We start from the raw sequence: 25,052 nt of genomic DNA on the forward strand, positions 1-25,052 counted from the left end.
AGAGATGGGTGGGAAACGAGTGATGGGTAAGGGTGGACGCCGCGCGTACGCCGCGCTCTCGCTGGTCGCTGCCGGAGCGCTCGTGCTCTCCGGTTGCAGCGAGGGCGGCAGCAAGGAAGGCAGTAACAAGGACGACAAGGAGAACGCCCAACGGCAGCAGTCCTCCATCGACTTCGGCGACGTGAAGGCCTCGACCGGCCCGGCCGCCGAGGTCCCCGGCGCCAAGCCCGGAGGCGCGGTCACCGTTCTCCAGAGAGACAGCTACGCGCACATCGACCCCGCACAGATCTACGTCTCCGACGAGATGGCGCTGTCGCAGCTCATCCACCGAGGTCTGACCGGCTACAAGGCGACCAGTGAGGACGGCAAGAAGCACGAGGTCGTCGGCGACCTGGCCACCGACAGCGGGACCAGCACCGACGGCGGCAAGACCTGGAAGTACACGCTGAAGGACGGGATCAAGTGGGCCGACGGCTCCGCGATCACCGCCACCGACGTGCGCCACACCTTCGAGCGGCTGTTCGCGCCGTTCGTCGCCAACGGCCCCACCTACATCCAGCAGTGGCTCGCCGACACGCCGGGCACCGAGTACCGCAACCTGCTGAAGGACGGCCCGTACGGCGGCAAGCACCTGCCGGACACCATCCTGGAGACGCCGGACGCGAAGACGGTCGTCTTCAAGTTCAAGAAGCCCAAGCCGGACCTGCCGTACGCGCTGGCCATGGCGGGCTACTCCCTCGTCTCGAAGGCGAAGGACACCAAGGAGAAGTACGACAAGGCCCCGATGACCTCGGGCCCGTACAAGATCCAGGACTTCAAGTCCGGCAAGTCGATGGTCCTGGTGAAGAACACCAACTGGGACCCGAAGACCGACCCGATCCGGCACCAGTACATCGACCAATTCACGTTCGCGTTCAACAAGCAGTTCGAGGACTCCACCAAGGCCATCCTCGACGACTCCGGCGCCAACGCCACCGCGGTCAGCTTCAACAACGAGGTCGACGCGGGCAACCTGTCCAAGATCCTCGCCGACGCGACGCTGAAGTCCCGCACCGTCTCCGGCTACCAGCCGTACGTGGGTCAGATCGACATCAACATGTCGCAGAAGGAGATGCAGGACAAGACGGTCCGCGAGGCCATCGCCTACGCCCTGCCGATCACCCCGTTCGTGCGCGCCTTCGGTGGCACCGCGGCCCGCGAGGTCGCCGGCGGTCTGATCAGCCCGACCGTGTCCGGCTACAACCCGAACTTCGACCCCTTCGGCAAGAAGAAGAAGCCGGCCGGTGACCCGGCCAAGGCCAAGGAACTCCTGGAGAAGGCCGGCAAGACGGGTCTGAAGCTGACCTTCGGCTACATCAACACCCCCGAGGGCCAGCAGTACTCCACCGCCATGGCCGCGGGTCTGGAGAAGGCCGGCTTCGACGTCCAGCGCCAGGAGATCCCGGCCGAGACGTACTACGACCAGGTCGGCAAGGTCAGCAACAACTTCGACATCTACCACACCGCGTGGGGCGCCGACTGGCCGAGCTCCTCGACCGTCATCCCGCCGCTCTACGACGGACGCCAGATCCAGGACGGCGCCGCGAACTACTCGCACATCAACGACCCGAAGGTCAACGCCGACATCGACAAGGCGAGCACCATCACCGACCCGATCAAGGCCGCGGAGGCCTGGAACAAGATCAACGAGTACATCGTGAAGGACGTCGTCTCCAACATCCCGACGGCGTACTACAAGCAGACCCAGATCGCCGGTTCGAAGATCGGCGGCCTCGTGTACGACGACGTCATCGGCGGCATCGACCCGCGCAGGCTGTTTGTGAAGTAACCCCTTCCCGAGCGCGGCGCCCGGTGCGCCCCGTCCCGCCTCCGCGACGGGGCGCACCGGCCCGCACGGCCCTTTGAGCCGGCTCCGCGAGCCGGCCTCACGAGCCCGAAAGCTGCCACTGAGATGCTGCGCTTCCTTCTTCGCCGGGCCCTCGGCTCGCTGGTGATCCTGGTCCTGCTGACCGTCGTCGCCTTCCTGCTGTTCTTCGGCATGCCCCGTGACCCGGCGCTGCTGATGTGCGGCAAGACGTGCACGCCCGACGCACTGGCGAACATCCACCGCACGCTCGGCATCGACAAGTCGGTCCCCGAGCAGTTCTGGATCTTCCTTCAGGGGCTGGTCGCGGGCCGGGACGACTTCGCCCAAGGGCCCTGCCCCGCCCCCTGTTTCGGCTACTCGTACCACACCAACGAGCAGGTCTGGTCGACCCTGATGGACCGGCTGCCGCTCACCGTCTCGCTCGCGCTCGGCGCCACCGTCGTCTTCCTGTTCGTCGGACTCGGCACCGGAATGCTGGCCGCCTGGCGGCGCGGCACGCTCATCGACAAGTCGTTCACCGCGGGCTCCATGGTGCTCAGCTCGATGCAGATCTACTTCCTGGGCCCGCTCGCCCTCGCCGTGCTGGTGTACCAGACCCATATCTTCGACGAGCCCCGGTACACCGAGCTCACCCAGGATCCCGTCGCCTGGTTCACCGGACTGATGATCCCCTGGGTCGTGCTGTCCACGATCTTCGCCGCGCAGTACACCCGTATGGCGCGCTCGTCGATGATCGAGCAGCTCCAGGAGGAACACATCCGGACCGCCCGCGCCAAGGGGATGAGCCGGCGGTACGTCTTCTTCCGGTACGCCTGGCGCGGCTCCCTCATCCCGATCGTCACCATCCTCGGCATCGACCTCTCCTCGATGCTCGGCGGCGCGATCATCACCGAGTACACCTTCGGACTGCCCGGCCTCGGGCATCTCGCGGTGGAGTCCGTGCAGTTCAGCGACCTTCCGCTGCTGCTGGGCGTGATGCTCTTCGCCGCCGCCGTGATCCTGCTGTGCAACATCGTCGTCGACGCCGCCTACGCCTTCATCGACCCGCGCGTACGGCTGTCCTAGCCGTTTCCCGGACTGTCGTCAGGAGCTTTGTCGTGACCACTGTGACCAAGGAGGCCGGGGCGCCCGTCCCGGCCGGCGCGGGCGCGTTCCTCTCGGTGCGGGACCTGCACGTCAGTTTCACCACGGAGGACGGTGCCGTCCGGGCCGTCGACGGGCTCTCCTTCGACCTCGAACGAGGCCGCACCCTCGGTATCGTCGGCGAGTCCGGATCCGGGAAGTCCGTCACCAACCTGACCGTCCTCGGGCTGCACAACCCGATGTTCACCACCGTCGAGGGCGAGATCCTGCTGGAGGGTCAGGAGCTGACCACGGCCCGGGAGTCGGAACTGGAGAAACTGCGCGGCAACAAGGTCGCGATGATCTTCCAGGACCCGCTCACCGCGCTCTCCCCGTACTACACCGTCGGCCGGCAGATCGCCGAGCCGTACATGAAGCACCGGGGCGCCTCGAAGAAGGCCGCCTGGGAGCGCACGGTGGAGATGCTCGGCAAGGTCGGCATCCCCAACCCGCGGGAACGGGCGAAGGACTACCCCCACCAGTTCTCCGGCGGTATGCGGCAGCGCGCGATGATCGCGATGGCGCTGGTCTGCGACCCCGACCTGCTGATCGCCGACGAGCCGACCACCGCGCTCGACGTCACCGTCCAGGCGCAGATCCTCGACCTGCTCAAGGACCTTCAGCGGGAGTTCGGCACCGCGATCATCTTCATCACGCACGACCTCGGGGTCATCGCCGACATGGCCGACGACATCATGGTGATGTACGCGGGCGGCGCGGTCGAGCGCGGGACGACCGAGCAGGTGCTGCGTTCACCGCAACACCCGTACACCTGGGGCCTGTTGAACTCCATGCCCCGGCTGGACTCGGACCTGGGCACTCCGCTCGCCCCCATCCCCGGCGCCCCGCCGTCGCTGCTGAACCCGCCCTCCGGCTGCCGATTCCACCCCCGCTGCACCTTCCGGGACCGGGTCGGCGGCAACCGCTGTGTCACCGAACGTCCCCTGCTGGCCCCGGACCGCGCCTCCGCCTGTCACCTCACGGCGGAACAGAAGCGGACCATCTTCATGGACGAGATCAAGCCCCGACTGGGGTAGGGGCAGGACCTGAGGAGCAAGCACGTGAAGAAGGCCAGGAGGAGCACGTGAAGAAAGAGGAACTCGTTCTCCCCGCCCCGCGCGAGGCGGGCGCCGACGGCGAGGGGGAGCAACTGCTCGTCGTGCAGGGGCTCACCAAGCACTTCCCGGTCAAGGGCGGCTTCCCGATCCGGCGTACGGTCGGTCAGGTGCAGGCCGTGGACGGCATCGACCTGAGCGTGCGGGCCGGCGAGAGCTTCGGCCTGGTGGGGGAGTCGGGGTGCGGCAAGTCCACGACCGGCCGGCTGATCACCCGGCTCCTGGAGCCCACGGCCGGGACGATCACGTACCGCGGGCAGGACATCTCGCACGCCTCGCGCCGGCAGCTGGCGCCGATCCGGTCCGAGATCCAGATGATCTTCCAGGACCCCTACTCCTCGCTCAACCCCCGGCAGACCGTCGGCAAGATCATCTCCGGGCCGATGGAGGTCAACGGGATCGAGCCCGCGGGCGGCCGGGAGAAGCGGGTGCGTGAGCTGCTGGAGATCGTGGGTCTCAACCCCGAGCACTACAACCGCTTCCCGCACGAGTTCTCCGGCGGCCAGCGGCAACGGATCGGTGTCGCCCGGGCGTTGGCACTCGAGCCGAAGCTGATCGTGGCCGACGAGCCGGTCTCGGCGCTCGACGTGTCGATCCAGGCGCAGGTGGTCAACCTGCTCCAGCAGGTCCGGCAGGAACTCGGCATCGCGTTCCTGTTCATCGCCCACGACCTGGCCGTCGTACGGCACTTCTCGCAGCGGGTGGCCGTCATGTACCTCGGGAAGATCATCGAGGTCGGCGACCGCGACTCCATCTACACCCGGCCCCGGCACCCGTACACCCATGCGCTGCTCTCCGCGGTCCCCGAGGTGAACGTGGCCGGCGGGGAGGCGGCCTCACGGGAGCGGATCCGGCTGGCCGGGGACGTGCCGTCGCCCATCGCTCCGCCCTCGGGCTGCCGGTTCCGGACCCGGTGCTGGAAGGCGCAGGACAAGTGCGCGGCCGAGGAGCCGCCGTTGGTCCAGATCTCCGGGAACCACGAAGGTCATCTGACGGCCTGTCACTTTCCGGAGGAGCCGACGATCGAGGGGCGCGAGGAGGACATCGTGCTGGACCCGGCGCTGGCGGCGCTGGAGGAGGGCAACGGGTGATTTCGGCAGGCCGGGCGCCGGGCGCCTGTTTTCCGGTGCCGGCCCGGCGGGTGTCTGATTCCGGTGTCGTTCGGCGGGTGCGGGTGCGGGTCTGTTGTGGCTGGTCGCGCAGTTCCCCGCGCCCCTGGGGGTGGTTCCGGCTGTCGTGTCGGGTGCGGGGCCGTCGTGGCTGGTCGCGCAGTTCCCCGCGCCCCCTGGGGGTGGTTCCGGCGTGTTGTGTCGGGTGCCGGTTCGTGGGGGCTGGTCGCGCAGTTCCCCGCGCCCCTGGGGCCCTGCGGGCCCGCAGGAGCCCAGGAGCCCAGGGGCCCAGAGGCCGCAGGGACCGCGAGGACCGTGAGGGCCGCAGGGGTGGCAGGGAACGTGAGGGCCGCAGGGACCGTGAGGGGCGGCAGGGGCGGCAGGGAACGTGAGGGCCGCAGGGGCCGTGAGGGCCGCAGGGGTCGCAGGGAACGTGAGTTGCAGGGGTTGTGAGGGTCGCTCGGGGTCACTCGGACGGTGTCGCCACTGTGATGATCTCGGGGCTGGTTCGGGTCAGCGGTCTCCGGTCCCAGTTGCCGTACTGCTCCTCCACCCGCAGCCCCGCCTCCGCCAGGAAACCGGTCAGGCTCCCCGGGGTGAGGAAGCGGAGGGTGGCGCGGCCGGTGTGGCGCCGGGGCCAGCCGGGGGAGTCGAAGGTCTCCGTGAACGTGACCCGGTCACCGGACGGTTCGTCCGCCACCTCGTGCCAGACCCGTACGACCCGGCCGTCCGCGTCGGTGACCTCGCGGACGCGGTCCGGGGTCCAGGTCTCCCAGGCCCGCGCGCCCGGGTTGCGGGTCTCGAACACGAACCGGCCGCCGTCGCCCAGGGCCGACCGTACGGCCCGCAGCGCGCCACGCAGTTCCTCGTCGCCGAGAAGCACCTGGAAGGCATGGCCCGTCATGACCACGAGGTCGAAGTCGCCCTGCCACAGACGGGTGGTGAGGTCCCCCAGCAGCCACTCCACGCCGGGCGCCCGGCGCCGGGCCTGTACGAGCATCGCGGCCGCCGGGTCGAGGCCCGTGAGCCGTCCCGGGTGGCCGTCCGACGCGGCCCGCGCGAGGAGCCGGCCCGTACCGCAGCCGACGTCGAGCACCGAGTCGGCGGATCTCACCAGGTTCAGGTAGAAGTCGTCGTCCGGCCCCCACGGATTGATGCTGTCGTACAGCGCGGCGAGTGTCAGATCCGCGAACGAATGATCGACCACCGCGGCAGTGTGCCACACCTCGGAGCGGCACAGGACAAGATCCAGAACATCCGAATTCCCTCGACAAGCGGGCCGGGGGCCGGACATGCTCTGCGCGATGACGAGAACAGACGACATGCCTTCCGCGTGGGACGAGCGCACCCAGCTCACCACCTTCCTCGACTACGCCCGGGACACCGCCCGCGCCAAGTGCGAGGACCTCTCCGACACGGACGCCGCCAGGGCGCCCCTGCCGGGTTCGCCGCTGATGACCCCGAGCGGCCTGGTCAACCATCTGCGCTGGGTCGAGTACTACTGGTTCCGGGTCGTGTTCCTCGGCGAGGAGGACGAGGGGCCGTGGACCGACGAGGACCCCGACCGCGAGATGCGCATCGCCGTCGACCTCCCGCTCGCGCAGGTGCTCGACGAGTACGCCGAACACGCCGAGCGGCACCGCAAGCTGGTCGCCGAGCACGACCTCGACACCACGGCGCAACGGGCGACGCGCGACGGCCGTCATGTGGACCTGCGCTGGATCCTCCTGCACCTGATCGAGGAGACGGCCCGGCACAACGGCCACCTCGACATCCTGCGCGAACTGATCGACGGCCGCACCGGCGTCTAGCCGCGCGTCACCCCCGTGTTGAGAGTGTTTCCGCTGGTCGGGCCGGGGTGAAAGACGGTTGAAAGATTCCCGAAGGGGTTCGGAAAGAGGGCTCGGCGAGACTCTTCTACGGGGCGGGCGACCGACGGGGGACACGCGGCGCCCGCCCCGCCCCGGCCCCGGCCGCCCCGCCTCGTACGGCACCCGGCCGCCGCCCCGGCCCCGGCCCCGGGGATTGGCCGGATCCCGACGCCCGGGGGCCCGTCGGTTCCCGATCGTGAAGGTCGGCGTTGCCCGGCAGTCGCCCCTGGACTACGTTCTGTGAATGCTCACCCCACGGCCCCGGTTCCGCCTGCTCGGACCGCTGGACGTCGAGATCGACGGACGGGTCGTCGTACTCACCGGCCGGCAACGCGCGCTGTGCGCCGTGCTCCTGCTGCACGCCAACCATGTCGTCTCCGTCGACCGGCTGATTCAGTGCCTGTGGGACGACCGGCCGCCCGGCGCGGGCGCGGCCCGGGTACGAGCCCTCGTCGCGGAGGTGCGGCGCGCCCTCGGCCCGGCGGGGACGGAGCTACTGACCACCCGTCGGCCCGGCTACGTCATGCACGCGGGCCCGGACGAACTCGACCTGCTGGCCTTCGAGAACCTCATCAGGGACGCCTCGCGGGCCGCGGCCGACGGCGACTGGCGAACGGCCCGGCGCAGCGGTGAACAGGCCCTCGCGCTGTGGCGGGACGAGCCGCTGTCCGACCTGTCGGAGGTCGCGGTGCGCGAGGCCGAGCGCCAACGCCTGGCCGAACTGCACCTCGTGGCCCGCGAGGGCGTGGCCGAGGCGGGGATCGAGACCGGCCGGCACCGCGAGGCCATCGCCGAACTCCTCCGGCTGACCGCCGCCCACCCGCTGCGCGAACGCCCGCACGGCCTGCTGATGCGCGCCCTGCACCAGGACGGCCGCAGCGCCGAGGCCCTGGAGCTGTACACCGCGCTGCGCCGGCGCATGGTGGACGAACTCGGCATGGAGCCCTCGGCCGACCTCAGGGACCTGCACCAGCGGCTGCTGCGCGGCGGCGGCGTCTCCGCGGGCGCCCCGCCCGAGCGGCCCGCCCCGGCGTCCGAGCGCCCCGTCCCGCGCCAACTCCCACCCACCCCACGCCGTTTCGTCGGCCGCGACCGTGAACTCGACCGCCTCGAGTCCTGTCTGCGCACCTCGGAACCGCTCGCCCTGATCGTGGGACCGGCGGGCGTCGGCAAGAGCGCGCTGGCGCTGAACTGGGCCCACCGGGTCGCCGACCGCTTCCCCGACGGCCAGCTCTTCCTCGACATGCGGGGCTTCGACAACGCCGAGCCGATGACCCCCGGAGAGGCCCTGCCGCTGCTCCTCCAGGGCCTGGGCTGCGCCCCGCGCGACATCCCGCTGGGCGCCGAGGCACAGACCGCGCTGTACCGGACGCTGCTCGCGGACCGCAGGGTGCTGGTCGTCCTCGACGACGTGGCCGACGCGTCGTACGTACGGCGGCTGCTGCCCGCCTCGGCGGGCTCGCTGACGCTGGTGACGAGCCGCGACAAGCTCAGCGGCCTGGTCACCCTGGACGGCGCCTACCGGGTGTCCTGCGACGTCCTCGACAGCGCCGCCGCACTGGAGCTGATCAGCGGCGCGGTCGGCGTGGAGGCCGTCGCCGCCGATCCGGAGGCCGCGGCACAACTCGTCGAACTCTGCGACCACCTGCCGCTCGCCCTGTGCGTCGCGGGCTCCTGGATCGGCGACCGGCCAGGCAGTATCCGGGCTTACGTCCGTGACCTCGCGGACCGGGGGCGACTGGCCCGGCTGCATGTCGAGGGCGAGGAGTCCGTCGCCGTCCGGGCCGCGCTCGACCTGTCGTACGGAGTGCTGCCGGAGGAGGCCCGGCGGGCCTTCCGCTCGCTGGGCGCGCTGCCGGGCACCGGCCGGTCGGTCCCGGCGGCCGCCGCGGCCGCCGGGACCGACGAACATCGCCTGGCCGACCTGCTGCGGCTGGCCCAGCGGGTCCATCTGCTGCGCGACGTCGAGCACGGCCGCCCGGCCTGGCACGACCTCGTGCACGAGTACGCCCGTGACCGGACGGCCGCCGAGGACTCCCCCGAGGAGCGGGCCGCCGCCGTCACGCGCGTCCTCGACCACTACCTCCAGAGCGTCGTCAACGCGGCCGCCACGGCCGGCCTGTACGTCATGCGCACCCGCCCGCCCGCCGTCGAGGGCTCCCTGCCGCGGGAGTTCGCCGGCCCCGAGGAGGCGTACGCCTGGTTCGACGGCGAGTGGGACGACATCGCGGCCGCGATCGGACACGCCGCCGAGCACGGCCCCGCGCCGTACGTGTGGTGGCTGGTGGACGCGCTCCAGGACCTCTTCCACCACCGCAGGCCGCTCTCCGACTGGATGCGGCTGGCCACCCTCGCCCGGGAGGTGGCCGCGCGCGGCGGGGACGAGGTCGGCCAGGCCTCCATGTGCCTGTCCCTGGGCAGCGCCCGCTGGCGCAACGGGGACCTGCGGGGCGCCCTGACGGAGTACGAGGAGGCGGAGGAGCTGGCCCGCCGGGCCGGCTGGACGTACGGCGAGGCCGGCAGCCTCCAGGGCAAGGGCGTCACCCTCAAACTGCTGGGCGAGCTGCGCCGCGCGCTGCCCTGCTACGACCGTGCCCTCGCGCTCTACCGAACCCTGGACAACGTCAAGAACGTGGAGATCATGCTGATCAACACGGCGTCCCTGAACCTCGCCCTGGGCCGCCTGGACGCGGCCGAGGAAGCGGCGTGCGCGGCCCTCGACCTGATCGGCGACACGGTCCACCACAACCGCGCGATGGCCCTCGTCAACCTCGCCCTGGTCCGGCAGAAGCAGGCCCGGTTCGACGAGGCGACGGCGGCGCTGCGCACCTGTTTCCTGGTCTCCCGCGACTCCGGGTCCACCTACACGGAGGCCGTGGCCCTGGAGGCGCTGGGCCGGGTCCGCGCCGACTCCGGCCGGGACGACCGCGCGCTGCTCGCCTACGAGGACGCCCTCGCCGTCTCCCGGCGGGTGGAGAACCGCAACTGCCAGGTCGACAGCCTGGTCGGGGTCGCCTCGGTGAAGCTGCGCGCGGGCCGTGCCGAGGAGACTGCCGAACACCTCGACGCCGCCTTCGAGATCGCCGAGCACACCGGCCACCGGGCGGGCCTCGTCGAGGTCCTGCTGGCCCGCGCCGACCTGGCCCGCGCGCAGGGCCGCCCGGCCGACGCCCTGGACCATCTGGAGCGCGCCGAACGCCTCGCGGCCGACGGCAACCCCCTCACCCTCCCGCGCGTCCACCTCACCACCGCCCTGACGCTCCTCGACACCGACACCGACACCGACACCGACACCGACGACACCGCCATCACCCGGGCCCGCGACGCGGCGACCCTGGCGGCCGCCCTCGCCCGGAGCTCCGGCCAGCGTCTCCTGCACGCCCGTGCCACGGCGGCCCTCGCCTCCGCCCACGAGGCCCACGGCGACACCGGGCCGGCCCACGAGGCCAGGACGGAGGCGACCGCCCTGTACGCGACGCTGGGCGTCCGGCACCCTCCCGGGGCGCCCGCCCCGCACCGCCCGCTGCCCCACCACCGTCACCGTGAGCTCCCTCCGGACGCCGAGTCCCGCCTCACCCTGTACCTGACCGAGCACTTCGACGGCTGAGCCGGTTCAGACGGACGTGGCGTAGGCGCTGCCGAGTCGCAGCCGCGGGTCGCGGGCGAGGATCCGTTCGTGCAGGGACCGCAGCTCCGGGCCCGGTTCGCAGCCCAGCAGGTCGATCATCCGCAGGCGCAGCAGCTGGAAGCAGTCCAGCGCGTCCGCCTGGCGCCCCCCGCGGTGCAGGGCGAGCATCAGCAGCCCCGTGACCTTCTCGTCGAAGGGGTGCATCTCGGCCAGCCAGTGCAGCTGCGGCAGGCACTCCTCGTGCCGCCCCACGCGCAGGTACAGCTCGGAGCTGCCGACCAGTGCCTCCCGGTGCTCGCGCCGCAGCGTCACCCGCGTCGACTCCGCCCAGGCCGTGCGCACGTCGGACAGCGGCTCGCCCCGCCACAGCTCCAGGGCCCGCGTGTACAGGCCGAGGGCCGTCTCGGTGTCGCCGGCGCGGGCCTCCTGCTGCGCCTGCCGGACCAGGGCGCGGAACCGCGCGGTGTCGACGCGGCGCTCGTCGATCGCCAGGACATATCCGCCCCGCTTGCGGATCAGTTCGAAGCCCTCGGTCAGCTGCCCGTCGGCCCGCAGCGCCTTTCGCAGCCGGGTGGCCTGGATGTACAGGGCGTCGCGCGGGTGCTGGGGCCGGCGCTCCTGCCACACCCGCTCGATCAGCGTCTCGTCGGCGACGAACGTGCCGGGGGTCCAGGCCAGTGCCGCCAGCAGCAGTTTGGTGCCGTGCGGAAGCGGCAGCTTGTCGCCGGAGCGGGCCCGTGCCTCGACGCAGCCCAGCAGCTGAATTTCCATGTACCCCCCGTACCTCGAACCACTCGAGTCACCACTGTGCGCGCGAGGTGTTCGGCTGGCGCATGGATGCTGCACGGCTGCCGGAACAGGCCTCGGTGTCTGAGTCCCGCCGTAGCGAAGGAGACCAGTGGGCTCCCGCGTCGAAGGCTCAAAAGCGCTGCCTTTCCGAGAACGCACGGGTCCCTGCGGATGCGGCGGACCGTTCCCGCATGGTGCTTCCAAGTGTCAGGGCTCACCGGCAGCCGGCAGGCACGAGTGAACGCGGGCCTGGGCGAGTGGCCTGGACGAGCCATGAGTCGAGACAGGCGAGGTGGCTGGCGGCGCCAGTGCTCAGTGACAAAGCTGGACTGTGCGCCGGGGCAGATGGCCTGGCCCTGGTCCCAGGCAAGGTGAGTGGGGATGTCGAAGACGACTCTGGCGCGTGTCTCTCTGCCGTGACGGCCTTAACCGGTCAGATCATCTTTGGCGTGATTACGCATGGCGTGGTGGATCTTTTTGTTCGGCACCCGCCTATCCGGCGTACGCCAACTGCGCCTACGGCAGCAGAATCCCGAGTAGGCACGACCAGGTCCGTGGCTGAGACGCAGGGCTTGGTGAGGACGTGGCGCAGCGTAGATGTCGGAAAGTAGGGCTATTTGAATCGATTGGGTCTCAGTATCTGCGACGACGATCGTCGTCGATCCGGATGCAGTGCCTTTGAGTCGATTTGGATCGGATCATTCTAGGTGCATTGATGCCCGGTGGGCCAGGATGTGCCGTTATAGGCAAGCCGTCAGTTCGAACAAAAAGGTTCGCAAAGAATGATCAAAGCGCACTCTGTGCGATTGCGGAAGTACCGTCTGCTTGCTTAGCGTCCCAAGGGCCTGTGAGGCCGAGGGAATGCAGAAGGGGGATTCGTGTCGCTGCAATACCTTCAAAGCGTGCTCTTCAAGATCTACCTCAACCCGGGGTATCGACTGGCCCATCGAATGGATCCGGGGTCTTTCGCCGACCTAATGGGGCTCAGTGGGGCGAACGCCGATTTGGTGCGGAATCTTTCACCCAGTGAAGCAGAGCAGTTCGCAGACGGACTCAAGTGGAAACAGTTGGACTCCCTGAACGTGCATATGCCCACCACGTACAGGTGGCTGCAAACCGCACGTCCGGAGATCCTGCGGGAGTTCCAGGAGAACAGTACGTTCAGTCGCCTCGCCCAGTGGGGCGGGCCGGCCAAGCAGCTCGTTGATTTTGTACGCGAGTGCCATGATTTCTATGACGGCGTGCCCGCAGCGCTGTCTGACGTCGCGCAGCTCGAATTTCTGCTCATGTCTGCGAGGAGAGAGCAGGAGATGCGAAGCGGGCGAACTGACGGCTCGGCACCGGCTCCTTCCGTATTCTCCTGGGCATCGCTCTACTGGAAGCCCTCTTACACGTCCTTGGCGCACTTCTCTGTCGATGCTTTCGCCATCCTTCTGGGGAAGAAAGAAATGGTGGACGAGGGTGATCCGATCTGGGTTGTGATCGCTCCGTCCCATTCCGGCCGTATGCCCACCATTCTTCGTGTCGCAGAGCCGGCCTACAGGCTGCTGGGCGAGATGGGAGAGCCCGTCACAGCCGGGAAGTTGCTTGAATATGCCCGAGAGCAAGGTCTCAATGTGTCAGCTCAAGCTCTTCAGGCGCTGTTGAGCCGACTCGCACAGTCCCGCGCCATCGGCTCGTACCACTTGAGGGATGAAAATGTCGGAGTCTGACGAGAAGATTCTCTCTCACCTCATCGTGGCGGATCATTCCGAAGAACTAAACAGGGTTAAACCGCGAATTAAAGAAGGCTGTTCCGCCTGCCGGGCTTGCGCCTTGTGGAGCCTCAAGGTCACGCCGACGACGAGCTTGATCAAAGGATGACGCAATGGCCTCGAACCATTCTACGGACTCTCCAATCTCGGTCTCCGGAGCAGGTCTGGGTTACCGCAAGGAGCTGAGCAATGAATTCTCGCTGCACAGCGCGGAAATCGACGTCGTCGAGATTCTTGCGGATCAGTGGTTCGGCTACGACAACCCGAGACGCCTGCGTGAAGTTGCTGATGAATTTTCTACCGTGCTGCACGGAGTCGGAATGTCGTTGGCCGGTGCAGGGCGCATTCCGGATGACTATCTGGAAGAAATTCGCAAGGTCACGGATGCCTGTGGTGCCTCCTACTACAGTGAACATCTCGCGATGACTCATGTCCCGGGGGCAGACGCCGGACATCTGTGCCCGCCCGTCATCAGTGAGGAAGGGCTGCGCGCATGCATCAGAAATGTGGATCGAGCGCAGACCGCCCTCGGTGTTCCGCTCGCTCTGGAGAACATCACCTACTCTTTCTCCCTCGGCGCCGATCATGTCGACGCGGCCACCTTCTTTACGCAACTCGTGGCCGCTACCGGGTGCTACATGCTGCTTGACGTGGCGAATCTCTACATCAACTCGAAGAACCATTCTTTTGACCCTCTGAGCTATTTGGACAAGCTGCCGACAGATCGAATTGTCCAAGTCCATCTGGCCGGTGGTGTGGTGACGTCGACGGGGCAGCACATCGACAGCCATTCCGAGACGATCGGGGATGAGATCTGGCGATTGGCGGCCGACACCGCCGAGCGTTGCAGCCCGAGCGCAGTCATCGTGGAGCGCGACGATAACTTCCCTGATTTCGAGGCACTCATCAAGGAAGTTGCCATGGCCCGTGACATCTTCTTTCCCAAGGCTGAGAGAAGGTGATCGAGGTGGCGGTCCGTGGTCACCCGTACGTCGTAGCCGTGGTCGGGGTGGGCCTCTACGGTCTGTCAACGCTCGAGCGTCTCGTAGCCAACATCCCTGAGTATGTGCCGAAAAAAGATCGGGAAATCCACATACATCTCATCGATCCCTGCCTCGACCGAGGCAGTCGCACCTGGGCAGTCGATCAACCGAGCGAACTCTGGATGAATTCGCATGCCGGCATGATGACGCTTTTCACGGATGATTCCTCAAGCTGTGAGGGACCTGTTCGGAAAGGTCCCACGCTTCAGGAGTGGGCGGCTTCGGCGGGCGAGGTCCTGAGTTCAGACGAGACGCTGAACGGTCTTGTGGATGCCTTCTCTCCCTATCGCTGGGCATCCCGTTCGGTGATGGGCAAGTACATGGGATGGTTCCTGGATCACGTGGTACAGAACGCGCCCAGTAACGTGCGTATACATCGACACGGGAAGCTGGCGGTGGAAGTTTCGTCGGCATCCGACTCACTTCAGGAGGGCGAGTCCGTCAAACTGGCGGATGACCCGGTTCCGCTCGTCTGTCATCGCGTTATTCTCGCGCAAGGCAGACCCGCGACGGAACCGACTCCCGAACAGCAGGAGTTGCGGCGGACCATGTCCTCATACGGGGGAAGCCACGAGCCGCCCGGCCAAGCCTCGCTATCGAAGACCGCGCACATCAAGCCGGGAGATCGCGTGCTCCTGCGCGGACTGGGTCTCACATTCTTCGACTACCTACAGCTCCTCACGACAGTTCGTGGCGGAACTTTTCACCGGGCAGCCAACGGGTCTCTGACATACGAACCGTCCGGTAACGAGCCCCGAATTTTTGCGATCTCGAGGACGGGAGTGCTGGCGCATCCCGTCCGGTGGTGGCCGATGACCGGCAGTCTGGTGATGTGTCCCGTGCCTCGATTCACCTCCCCCCAAATATTCTCCGAGCTGGCCCTGAGATGTGACACGGCAGTCGCTCTGAAAGAGGCGACTGCGCGCATGTCGTCGGAACTCCTGTATTTCTACTACTCCGATACCCTTTCCGCAGACCCAGAGCGCTCCTCAAGCGCCTGGCATCGATTCCAGCAGACGTATCCGTCCCTTGAACCGGGTTCGCCGGCTCAGGAGGAACTGATCGCGTCGCTCTTCCCAATGGAGGAGCGAATCGACCTCGACCGCATGATGGACCCGCTCCAGGGTGAGACATTCAGCACCCTGGAGTCCCTGCAAACGTGGATGCGGCGGCATATCGCACAGATTACCAATCGCACCCTGACCAAGGAACACAGCCGCGATCTGGCCTTGCGCACCGCTCTCGCGTACATCACGGCCTCCCTTCAGGAAGCTTCGCGCTCGCGTGGATTCGAGGCGAACCCAGATTTTTACAAAGGTATATGGGATTGGGCATGGGCCAAGATGGCCATCCTGACGGGGGGTGCACCGTGGCCGAGGCAGTTGGAGTTGCAGGCCCTCTCCCGGTGTGGAGTGGTGACATTCCTGGGCAAGGAGTCCGGCGTCGCCCATGCCCCCGAAGCGGGGACGGTGAAATGTGTGAGCGAAACCGTTCCAGTCACCGTGGGCATCGATCACCTGATAGAGGCGCGTCATTCGATGCCCACCGTGACACAGACGAGCGACGCGCTACTGAGGAATCTGGTCCAGCGTGGAGAAATCTCCTGGAGGGGATTCGACCGCACTTCCTCGCCTCGTGCCCCCGGGCCTCAGAGGGTCACCGTCACGCGGTACGGAAGTTTGGTGACCACTGACAACCGGGTGAGTCGGACCATTTACGCAGTCGGTGCCGACACATCGAATCCCATTCTGACGCCAGGTTTGCCGCGCGTGGGAACCGACAGCGATGTTTTCCACCTGACCGACCGAGTAGCACGACACCTCCTGGAATCCCTCATTCGAGGCTACCCGGACACGTCTACGGAGGAATGAATGACACCGAGCTTCAAAACAGAAACCTACGCGGTGTTCGATGATTTCCTCAGCATCGATATCCTACGATCTGTTCGGGATCGCATGGCAGACGAGCGTTTTGTCTATCTGAAGAACGTCTGGCAGCCGAAAAATTTTTACCGTCTTGTCGAAGGGGACCCGCTGGTCGGTCAGACGGTTTACTACAATCATCCGAAGGTGCCCAAGGGCTTCGCCTCCCACCCCTCGGGAAAATCGGCGGATGCCGTGGTCGAGGCTCTCCTCGGAGCCGAGGAGAGCCTCGCCACATGGATTGGCCTGAGAGGGAGTGCATGGGACTTCTTCACCTGCACGCCCTACCTCTACCCCGCGGGTTCAGGCCTTTCCTGGCACGATGATGCGAAGGACAGAGTCGGCTCCTACGTTTTGTACGTGCACGACGACTGGAAGTCGTCCTGGGGTGCCGAACTGCTGATAGCCACAGATGTGGGCGACCGCAGGGCATCGGTCGAGCGCTATCAGGGCGTCAACACCGACCTCGGGCATTACGTCACGGCTGTCCCCAACCGACTGGTGGTCATCAAGGCGGGCACTCCCCACGCGGTCAGGAGCGTGAGCACCCGTGCCGGTGAGAATCTGAGGATGTCTATGACGGGTTTCTTCCAGCCCCTGCCGCAGAGTTTGCGGGAAGCGTGATGGCTCGTCAGAGCGGCCGCGTTCTGTGGCTACGTGTGCTGAAATTGTTGGCCCTTCACCGGGGGAGGCTCATCGCCTCGTTCTCCGTTGTCCTTTCCTCCGTGGCGCTCACCATGACCAGCACGGTTCTGCTCAAGCGCGTTGTGGACGTGGCGCTTCCCCGGCACGACGTCCGCCTGCTGAGCATCCTCTGCTCCGTCATGCTGCTGGCTGTGGTGCTGACATCGCTCTGCATGGTGGTGACGGCACGGCTCAATCACACGATCGGTCAGGGACTTGTGCACAGGCTGCGCGGGGACATCTTCCGGGCCACGCAACGTATGCCTTTGGAGCACTTCTCGACCCACTCGGTCTCCGGAGTCCAGACCCGCATTGCCAACGATGTCGAGGGCATCAGCAATGTGGTCACCTTTGCCGCGCAGGGAATGGTGGCTTCGGCGGCGGCGCTGGTCACATCCGCTGCCATCATGTTCATCCTGAGCTGGCCCATTGCCCTGGTGTCACTCTCGGTGGCCGTGGCCCTGAACATCCTGAACAACCGGTATGCCAAGAAGCGCCGCAGCCTCACCCACGCCCAACAGGGCAAGGCCTCGGACATGGTCCACTTCATCGGCGAGCATCTGTCTCTCTCGGGTGTGCTTCTGGGGAGGACATTGGGCCGTGAACACTGGCAGCTCGAGCGTTTCGAGGGCATGTCGAGGGAAGCTGCTGACACCGCCATCCAAGAACGTCTGGCAGGTCGGACAGCGCTCGCGACGATCTCTATGACCCTGGCCGTGCTGCCGATCCTGGCCTACTGGGCCGCCGGCACCGTCTTGCACGGCATATCGCTGGGCGCGGTGATCGTTATCACTGCCCTTCAGGCTCAAATCTCCATGCCGATCCAGCAGTTGATGCAGCTGTCGGCGGATGTGCAGAGTTCCAGAGCACTGTTCGAGCGTATCTTCCACTTGATCGACCTGCCGGACTCATCGCCGAGGCAGCAGGCGAGCATTGCCGAAGCCAAGCAGCGGGCACCGGTGGCCGACATCCGGGTCATCGACGCAGAGTTCAGCTACGCAGGACGCACCGGGAAGGCCCTGGACTCGATCAACCTCACCCTGCCGGCCGGTAGTCGTGTCTTCGTCACCGGAGAGTCCGGGTCGGGCAAGAGCACCCTGGCTCTTCTGCTGGCCGGACTGATCACTCCTCAGGCGGGCTCGGTGTCCGCCTACTGGGCGAGCGGACACGCGGCTGAGAGTGTGAGAGCCGTGGCAACTCTCGTTCCCCAGGAGTCGACCCTCTTCAATCTGTCCATCCGGGAGAACCTGGCCTTCGGTGACCCATCCTGCACCCTCGAACGTATGACCGCCGCGCTCCGCACAGTGGAACTCGATCGTCTGCTTGCACGTCTCCCGGACGGATTGGACACGATCGTGGGTGATCGTGGCGCCAAGGTCTCGGGTGGCGAGCGGCAGAGAATTGCGGTTGCCCGCGCCTTGCTCGCGGACTATCCCATTCTTGTTTTCGACGAATTCTCGAGCGGGCTCGATGGAGCCACGTCGGAGGCCGTATTCGAGGGTCTGCTGCAAAGAATCCAAGACAAGACGCTCATTGTGGTCGCGCACAGATTGCCTACTCTGCGCGAGGGCGACACGATCCTGACGATGCATGCGGGTCGGGTTACTGAGGTGAGCACGTGGCAAGGTGCCCGCCGCTGAGAAAATAAGTAAAAAAATAGCGGGTGTCTCTGAGGAGCGTCAGCTCCTCAGAGACACCCGCACGCGCGGCGATATCAATCACTCGCTACCGAACGAGACACGCTCAGGTCGGGCCCGGACGCCCTCGGCACGCGCTGCTGCATATCACCGACGTACCGCCGCCGCCGCTGCAACAGGGCGTGGGGACCTCGGTCATCCACGCCTCCAGGTCCTCCTCGTCGAAGTCCACAGGAATGATCAGCTCTTGGTGATCGAGTTCCACGAGAGCCTCGACAGGCTCTGTGAGAACAGCAGATCCGGTTGCCCGCATTGCTTTCCTTCCGTTTGTTCGCGCACGGATGGTTCGATTCCCCACGTTAATTTCCCCGCCTGCATCCGCGCAATAACCAAGGGGGATCTTTGGCAATGGTTTGCGTGCTCTTTGCTCGGGTGGGCCTATATTCCACAAGAGGAGGATTCTGACAATGGAGGAGTTCACTCGCCATGCTCGACTTCCGGTTCCTCGAGTTCTGTCGGCCCGACAAAATTTTCTATGATGTGCCTGACACGGAGAAGGCGGAGGACGACTTCGAAGTCTCCCTGCCCCAAGGGTGGGGCATCGAGCGCGGTCGGGACTGGACCGTATGTCGTCCGTCCGATCCCACCGGGCGTCCGGAGCAGGGCTGGAAGATCCATGTCGCAGGCACTCTTGACACGGCCCACGAGCTGCTTGGAGCGGTCGTTCCGTATCTGGTCGAACGCGGAGTGATGTTCAAGTTCATACGCAGCGCCGCTGTGCTCAGGCGCCGCAACTCGAAGAACGGCGAGCGTACCGCCAGCGGCAAGTTCATCACCGTCTACCCGCACGGCGACCGGCACACCGAGCAACTCCTGCACGGTATGGAGGAGTTGGTCGGAGGAACCCCCGGCCCTTACATCCTCACCGATCTGCGCTGGAAGCAAGGGCCGCTCTACGTCCGCTACGGGGCCTATGTGTGGAAGTCGACACGCGACGTGCGCGGAGTGATGGTTCCGGCGATGACCGGCCCCGACGGCAGCCTTGTACCCGACGAGCGCCGACCGGTGTTCCGGCCACCCTCCTGGTTGGAGATCCCGGCGTTCCTGCACGAGGCGCTGGAGGCCCGCAAGCAGGGCACCCTGGCAGACTTCCCGTTCCGGATCCGTGCAGCCCTGCACTTTTCCAATGGCGGTGGTATCTACCGGGCGACTGAGATCGGTACCGGACGAGACGTACTGCTGCGCGAGGCACGCCCGTGGGCCGGCGTCGATGCGGAGTGGGGGGACGCGGTCACCCGCATGAAACGCGAGCACTGGGCATTGGAGCGGCTGCGTGGCCTCCCGTGCATCCCCGAGGTCATTGCCTATGTGACCGGGCACGAGCACGACTATCTGGCCCGTGAGTACGTCGAAGGTGCCTCGCTGACCCCATTGATGGCGACTCGCCATCCATACGCCACCGGCGACCGCAGCGCCGAAGCTTGCCGCGCGTACCGTACCTGGGCACTGAACGTCCTGCGGAGAGTCGAGGACGGGCTGAACGCCATGCACGAACGTGGTGTCGTGTTCGGCGATTTGAGCCTCGCCAATGTGCTCGTCACGGACAGCGATCAGGTCCGGTTCATCGACCTGGAGACGGCGACCCCCGCGGACGAGGCCAAACCGCAGACCCTGGGCAGCCTCGGCTTCAGGGCACCCGAGCACCTGACCGGATGTGACATTGATCGGTACGCGCTCGCCGTTCTCAAGCTCGCCCTGTTCATCCCGGTCCCGCAAGCGGTGCCCTGGGGCGCCCGCAAGGTACGTCAGCTGGTGGACCAGATGGTGCGCGACTTCGAGGTACCTGCCGAGTTCGTCGACTCGATCCTCGCCTGGCTCAGCCCCGAGAACCTGCCGACACGGAACGAGTGCGCCGTCACCTGGCCCGAGCGAGCGGAACACTCCGACCTGGAGGCGCGCATCGCCGGTTCGGTCGTTGCGGCCGCCACGACAGACCGCATGGACCGGCTGTACCCGGGTGATCCAATGCAGTTCATGAATCCTGGTGGTGGCATCGCCTTCGCCTTCGGCGCCGCGGGCACCCTGTGGGCCCTTTCCCGCACTGGTCACACGGTGCCCGCCGACCACGTCCAGTGGCTGGTCGACCGAGTCAAGACAGGCGAGGACGGTGACGGGCCCGGCTTCACCGGCGGTCTCGCCGGCCTGAGTCACGCTCTCGATGCCCTCGGCGAACATGAGCTGGCCACGGATGTGCTGGAGCGGGCCCTGGCTCGGGCTGACGAGCAGGGTGTCACCGACTCCTTCGCCACGGGCCGCTCAGGCCTGGCGCTGGCCGCTCTTTTCCATCATCAGGTAACCCGTGACGCAAAATGGCTAGACGCCGCCGTCGACCTCGCCGCTCGAATGGAGCAAGGTCCGCACCACGCTCGCCGCGTAGGACTCCTGCACGGTCGTACCGGGCCTGCCCTGCTTCATATGCATCTGCACCGTGCCACTGGTGACCCGGCGTCTCTGGCCTGGGCGGCCGCTGAGCTGAGCCGTGACCTGCAGATACTGAACCGGGCGAGGCGGATCGGGCCCGGACTCGACGGAACGGGCGGAATGGCCGTCGTCGCCAGGGCTGCTGTGCGGTTCGGGGCCGACGAACTGCGAGATGCGCACGAGAAGTTGGTGCGGTCGCTGGACCAGATAGCCACCGGATTCGGTCTCTGGGGAGGCAGGGCGGGGACTGTCCTCGCCCGTGCAGACCACGGACTGCCCACCGATGCCCATGTGCACTCGCTCGGCTGGGATGCGGTCTTCTTGCGGGACGATTCCGTCGACTTCATCGGCGACCGCCGCTTTCGGCTGTCCACCGACCTCTCCACCGGCTCTGTCGCGGCGCTGCTCGCCCTGGCCAGCACCCGTGAACAGACAACGGTATTCCCCTTCCTGGGGCGAGACCTTGAGTGATCGACCGGTGGAAGGCGACGACTCGCGCCCGCCAGGAAGACCGCCTGCGCGTTCCGCTCACGTCTGGCCTGGAAATACGTCCATGGCTGGAGTTGGCCAACGTCGGATGCATCTACTCGATGCTCGGCGAGGCCCGTGCCCAGACGCAGATCCCGCTGCCATGCCTCGCCACAGGCGTCAGCAGCCACGCTTCACCGGTACCGCCATCAACCTCGTCCGCCTCGACGCCTGGCTGACGGGCAGGCCACTCGCCAAGACCCGCGTTTCGCCCTTCGCAGCACTCCGCCCCGCTGGATCAGATCCAGCGGGGCGGAGTCGATCGACAGCGCCCGGGTGGACGCTGCCTTGATCCCCTGGATCGGACGTTCATGGGCTCGGGTCAATGGGCCGAGAAAGTCCGCTCCGAAAGGGGGCGGCTGACGAAAAGGGGTGTGTCAGGCCGCCGCCTCGGGGTCCTTGGTGAGACGGGGAGCCGGCACGGTGGCCGGGACGTCCGTCGTCTCGGGATAGTGGCACGCCGTCAGGTGGCCGGGCTTATTGCCCTCGACCTGCACCAGCGGCGGCGCCTCGGTCGCGCACTTCTCCGTCGCCTTCCAGCAGCGGGTGCGGAAGCGGCAGCCGGAGGGCGGGTTGATGGGCGAGGGCACGTCACCGACGAGGCGGATGCGCTCACGGCCCGGGACCCCCTCGTCCTGCACGGTGGCCTCGGGCACGGCGGACAGCAGCGCCCGGGTGTAGGGGTGGCGCGGGTTGCCGTACAGGTCGTCGCGGTCGGCGATCTCGACGATCCGGCCGAGGTACATGACCGCCACGCGCTGCGAGAAGTGCCGTACGACGGCCAGGTCGTGGGCGATGAAGACGAACGCGATGCCCAGGTCCCGCTGGACCTTCTGGAGCAGGTTGACGACCTGCGCCTGGATGGACACGTCGAGCGCGGAGACCGGCTCGTCGGCCACGATCAGCTTCGGCTCGAGCGCCAGCGCCCGGGCGACACCGATGCGCTGGCGCTGACCGCCGGAGAACTCGTGCGGGAAGCGGTTGTAGTGCTCGGGGTTGAGACCGACGATCTCCAGCAGCTCGCGCACGCGCCCCTCGCGCCCGCCGGCCGGGTGGATGTCGTTGATCTCCATCGGCCCGGAGATGATCTTGCCGACCGTCTGGCGCGGGTTGAGCGACGCGTAGGGGTCCTGGAAGATCATCTGGATCTCGGAGCGGATCGGGGCCAGCTGCTTACGGCCCGCGTGCGTGATGTCCTCGCCACGGTAGGAGATCCGGCCGCCGGTCGGCTCCAGCAGCCGGGTGATCAGCCGGCCCGTCGTCGACTTGCCGCAGCCGGACTCGCCGACCAGGCCCAGGCTCTCGCCCTCGGCGACCTGGAAGTCCAGCCCGTCGACGGCCTGCACGGCACCGACCGTACGCCGGATCGGGAAGCCGCCCTTGATCGGGAAGTGCTTGGTCAGGCCGCTGACGTCCAGGAGGGGGGTGGTGCTGCTCATGGTGGTGAAGTCCCGTCTCTTGTACGTCAGTTGGTCCGCGCCGTGGCGAAGTCGGCGAAGAACTCGCGCTTCTGCTCCGGGGTCAGGTGGCACGCCGATCCCCGTCCGTCCACGATCTCCAGCGTCGGCTGGTCGGTGGCGCAGAGTCCGCCCTCCACCTTCCCCGCGAAGGCGCAGCGGGGGTGGAAGCGGCAGCCGGTCGGCGGGTTGAGCAGCGAGGGCGGCGAGCCGGGGATCGGAGTGAGCGGGACGTCGACCGGACCGTCCAGGCTCGGCATCGAGCCCAGCAGACCCAGCGTGTACGGGTGCTGCGGGCTGCGCAGCACCTCTTCCTTGGTGCCTCGCTCCACACACCGGCCGCCGTACATCACGAGAACATCGTCCGCGATGTCCGCGATGACGCCCAGGTCGTGCGTGATGAAGATGATGGCCGTGCCGAACTCCTGCTGGAGATCCTTCAGCAGGTCCATGATCTGCGCCTGGACGGTCACGTCGAGGGCCGTGGTCGGCTCGTCGGCGATCAGCAGTTCCGGGTCGCAGACCAGCGCCATGGCGATCATCGCGCGCTGGCGCATACCGCCGGAGAACTGGTGCGGGTAGTCATTGATGCGCACGTCCGGCTGGGGGATGCCCACCCGGCGCAGCATCTCGACGGATCGCGCCCGAGCCTCCTTCTTGGAGGCGCCCGTGTGCTTCCGGTACGTCTCACTGATCTGCGCACCGATGGTGTGGTACGGCGACAGTGAGGCGAGCGCGTCCTGGAAGATCATGGACATCTTGTTGCCGCGCAGCTGCTCCAGCTCGCGCTCGGTGGCGGTGATCAGTTCCTTGCCGTCGAGCGTGATCTCGCCGTCGAGGGCGGTGTTGCGCGGGTCGTGCAGGCCCAGGATCGCCATGTTGGTGACGGACTTGCCGGAGCCCGACTCGCCCACGATGCCGAGGGTCTTGCCCTTCTCCAGGTCGAAGGAGAGCCCGTCGACGGCCTTCACGACGCCGTCTTCGGTGGAGAAGTGCACACGCAGGTCGCGCATGGAGAGGAAGGGGGTGCTCATGGTTCTCTCTCTCCTCTAGGCGAGGCGCACGCGCGGGTCGATGAGGGCGTACAGAGCGTCGACGATGATGTTGAAGACGACGATCGCGCCTGCGGCGACAAGGACGACGCCGAGCAGGATGGGCAGGTCGTTGGTGCTCACCGCCTTGACGGAGAGCATGCCGAGGCCCTGGAGGCTGAAGGTGGACTCGGTGATGATCGCACCGCCGAGCAGGACGCCGAGGTCCAGGCCGAAGATGGTGACGATCGGGCCCATCGCGCCGCGCCAGGCGAAGCGGAAGAACACCGTCCGGCGAGAGAGGCCCTTCGCACGGGCGGTACGGACGTAGTCCTCGCTCAGCGCCTCCACCATCTGGGAGCGCGTCATACGCGTGTAGTTGGCCGTCCAGATCAGCGAGAGGACGATCCATGGAACCAGCAGACCCTTGGCCCAGGCGGCCGGGTCGTCCGTGAACGGTGTGTAGCTGGCGCGGTCCAGGAGCTTCCACTGGTCGACCAGCAGGTAGGTGGCGAGCACGCCCACGACGTAGATCTGCATCGAGGACGCGATCAGCGAGGCCGAGCTGGCGATCTTGTCCACGGCCTTGCCCTGCTTCACGGCCGCCAGCATGCCCGCGCCGATGCCGAAGATCAGGTAGATGACCGAGCTGCCGAGGGAGAGCGACAGGGTGGTCGGGAAGCGGTCCATGATCGTGCCGAGGACCGGCTCACGGTTCTGGAAGGAGAAGCCCAGGCACGGCGCGGGGCAGTTGCCGAAGGACGTGTACTCACGGCCGACGAAGATGCCCTTGAGCCAGTCCCAGTACTGCACGGGCAACGGATCGGCGATCCCCAGGTTCTTCCGCACCAGCTCCAGGGTCTCGGGGGTGCACGCCTTGCCGCAGGCGATGCGGGCGGGGTCGCGCGGGGCGGCGTAGAACAGGACGAACACGATCGCGCTGATGATCAGCAAGATCACCGCGGCGCCGAGGATTCGTCGGACAAGGAAGCGGAGCATGGCAGTTGGGTTTTC

At 67.0% G+C, this 25,052-nt stretch carries 17 protein-coding genes; 12 read left to right on the plus strand and 5 right to left on the minus strand.

The genetic code is table 11. The features are described 5' to 3' along the window. Window positions 1-22 precede the first annotated feature (22 nt). The 4 genes from G9272_RS29095 (at window position 23) to G9272_RS29110 (ending at window position 5,195) form a co-directional block, all read left to right on the plus strand. Window positions 23-1,828, plus strand: coding sequence for an ABC transporter substrate-binding protein (locus tag G9272_RS29095; protein ID WP_171399266.1), 1,806 nt, complete (start codon window positions 23-25; stop codon window positions 1,826-1,828). A gap of 123 nt (window positions 1,829-1,951) precedes the next feature. Then, complete coding sequence (locus tag G9272_RS29100) at window positions 1,952-2,932, plus strand: ABC transporter permease (RefSeq protein WP_171399267.1); 981 nt, start codon at window positions 1,952-1,954, stop codon at window positions 2,930-2,932. 32 nt (window positions 2,933-2,964) lie between these two features. Next, window positions 2,965-4,026, plus strand: coding sequence for an ABC transporter ATP-binding protein (locus G9272_RS29105; RefSeq protein WP_171399268.1), 1,062 nt, complete (start codon window positions 2,965-2,967; stop codon window positions 4,024-4,026). A 47-nt stretch (window positions 4,027-4,073) separates the two neighbouring features. Beyond that, window positions 4,074-5,195 (plus strand): ABC transporter ATP-binding protein, encoded by a 1,122-nt coding sequence (locus G9272_RS29110; protein WP_171399269.1) that lies wholly within the window; start codon window positions 4,074-4,076, stop codon window positions 5,193-5,195. Window positions 5,196-5,679: 484 nt separating this feature from the next. On the opposite strand, the gene G9272_RS29115 is transcribed toward G9272_RS29110, so the two are convergent. Further along, on the minus strand, window positions 5,680-6,420 hold the full coding sequence (locus G9272_RS29115; protein WP_171399270.1) for a class I SAM-dependent methyltransferase: 741 nt from the start codon (window positions 6,418-6,420) through the stop codon (window positions 5,680-5,682). 97 nt (window positions 6,421-6,517) lie between these two features. Between G9272_RS29115 and G9272_RS29120 the strand changes: the two genes are divergently transcribed. Next, the gene (locus G9272_RS29120; protein ID WP_171399271.1) at window positions 6,518-7,024 is read left to right on the plus strand and encodes a DinB family protein; all 507 of its coding nucleotides are present in this window, start codon (window positions 6,518-6,520) and stop codon (window positions 7,022-7,024) included. A 304-nt stretch (window positions 7,025-7,328) separates the two neighbouring features. After that, window positions 7,329-10,691, plus strand: a complete 3,363-nt coding sequence (locus tag G9272_RS29125) for an AfsR/SARP family transcriptional regulator (RefSeq protein ID WP_171399272.1) — start codon at window positions 7,329-7,331, stop codon at window positions 10,689-10,691. A gap of 6 nt (window positions 10,692-10,697) precedes the next feature. Here G9272_RS29125 and G9272_RS29130 read toward each other — a convergent pair whose 3' ends face one another. Next, entirely contained in the window at window positions 10,698-11,483 is a 786-nt protein-coding gene (locus tag G9272_RS29130; protein ID WP_171399273.1) for an AfsR/SARP family transcriptional regulator, read from the minus strand. 920 nt (window positions 11,484-12,403) lie between these two features. On the opposite strand from G9272_RS29130, the gene G9272_RS29135 reads away from it, so the two are divergent. The 6 genes from G9272_RS29135 (at window position 12,404) to lanKC (ending at window position 21,493) form a co-directional block, all read left to right on the plus strand. Then, a complete protein-coding gene (locus G9272_RS29135; RefSeq protein ID WP_171399274.1) occupies window positions 12,404-13,213 on the plus strand; it encodes a hypothetical protein in 810 nt (269 codons plus the stop codon). Window positions 13,214-13,368: 155 nt separating this feature from the next. Continuing rightward, window positions 13,369-14,217: a DUF692 domain-containing protein gene (locus G9272_RS29140; protein WP_171399275.1), complete on the plus strand. Its 849-nt coding sequence runs from the start codon at window positions 13,369-13,371 to the stop codon at window positions 14,215-14,217. Further along, window positions 14,214-16,169: an FAD/NAD(P)-binding protein gene (locus tag G9272_RS29145; protein WP_171399276.1), complete on the plus strand. Its 1,956-nt coding sequence runs from the start codon at window positions 14,214-14,216 to the stop codon at window positions 16,167-16,169. Before G9272_RS29140 ends, G9272_RS29145 begins: the two co-directional genes overlap by 4 nt. After that, window positions 16,170-16,844, plus strand: a complete 675-nt coding sequence (locus G9272_RS29150) for a 2OG-Fe(II) oxygenase (protein ID WP_171399277.1) — start codon at window positions 16,170-16,172, stop codon at window positions 16,842-16,844. Next, on the plus strand, window positions 16,844-18,544 hold the full coding sequence (locus G9272_RS29155; protein WP_301272151.1) for an ABC transporter ATP-binding protein: 1,701 nt from the start codon (window positions 16,844-16,846) through the stop codon (window positions 18,542-18,544). The genes G9272_RS29150 and G9272_RS29155 overlap by 1 nt, the downstream gene beginning before the upstream one ends. A gap of 483 nt (window positions 18,545-19,027) precedes the next feature. Beyond that, on the plus strand, window positions 19,028-21,493 hold the full coding sequence (lanKC, locus tag G9272_RS29160) for a class III lanthionine synthetase LanKC (protein ID WP_171399279.1): 2,466 nt from the start codon (window positions 19,028-19,030) through the stop codon (window positions 21,491-21,493). A 434-nt stretch (window positions 21,494-21,927) separates the two neighbouring features. Here lanKC and G9272_RS29165 read toward each other — a convergent pair whose 3' ends face one another. Genes G9272_RS29165 through G9272_RS29175 form a run of 3 tightly spaced genes read right to left on the minus strand, consistent with a single transcriptional unit; the run spans window position 21,928 to window position 25,037 of the window. Next, window positions 21,928-22,989 (minus strand): ABC transporter ATP-binding protein, encoded by a 1,062-nt coding sequence (locus G9272_RS29165; protein WP_171399280.1) that lies wholly within the window; start codon window positions 22,987-22,989, stop codon window positions 21,928-21,930. Between the two features lie 26 nt (window positions 22,990-23,015). Next, window positions 23,016-24,041 (minus strand): ABC transporter ATP-binding protein, encoded by a 1,026-nt coding sequence (locus G9272_RS29170; RefSeq protein WP_171399281.1) that lies wholly within the window; start codon window positions 24,039-24,041, stop codon window positions 23,016-23,018. A gap of 15 nt (window positions 24,042-24,056) precedes the next feature. Next, complete coding sequence (locus G9272_RS29175) at window positions 24,057-25,037, minus strand: ABC transporter permease (protein WP_171399282.1); 981 nt, start codon at window positions 25,035-25,037, stop codon at window positions 24,057-24,059. Between the last annotated feature and the right edge of the window lie 15 nt (window positions 25,038-25,052).

The organism is Streptomyces asoensis (genome assembly GCF_013085465.1).
Lineage (GTDB): Bacteria > Actinomycetota > Actinomycetes > Streptomycetales > Streptomycetaceae > Streptomyces > Streptomyces cacaoi_A.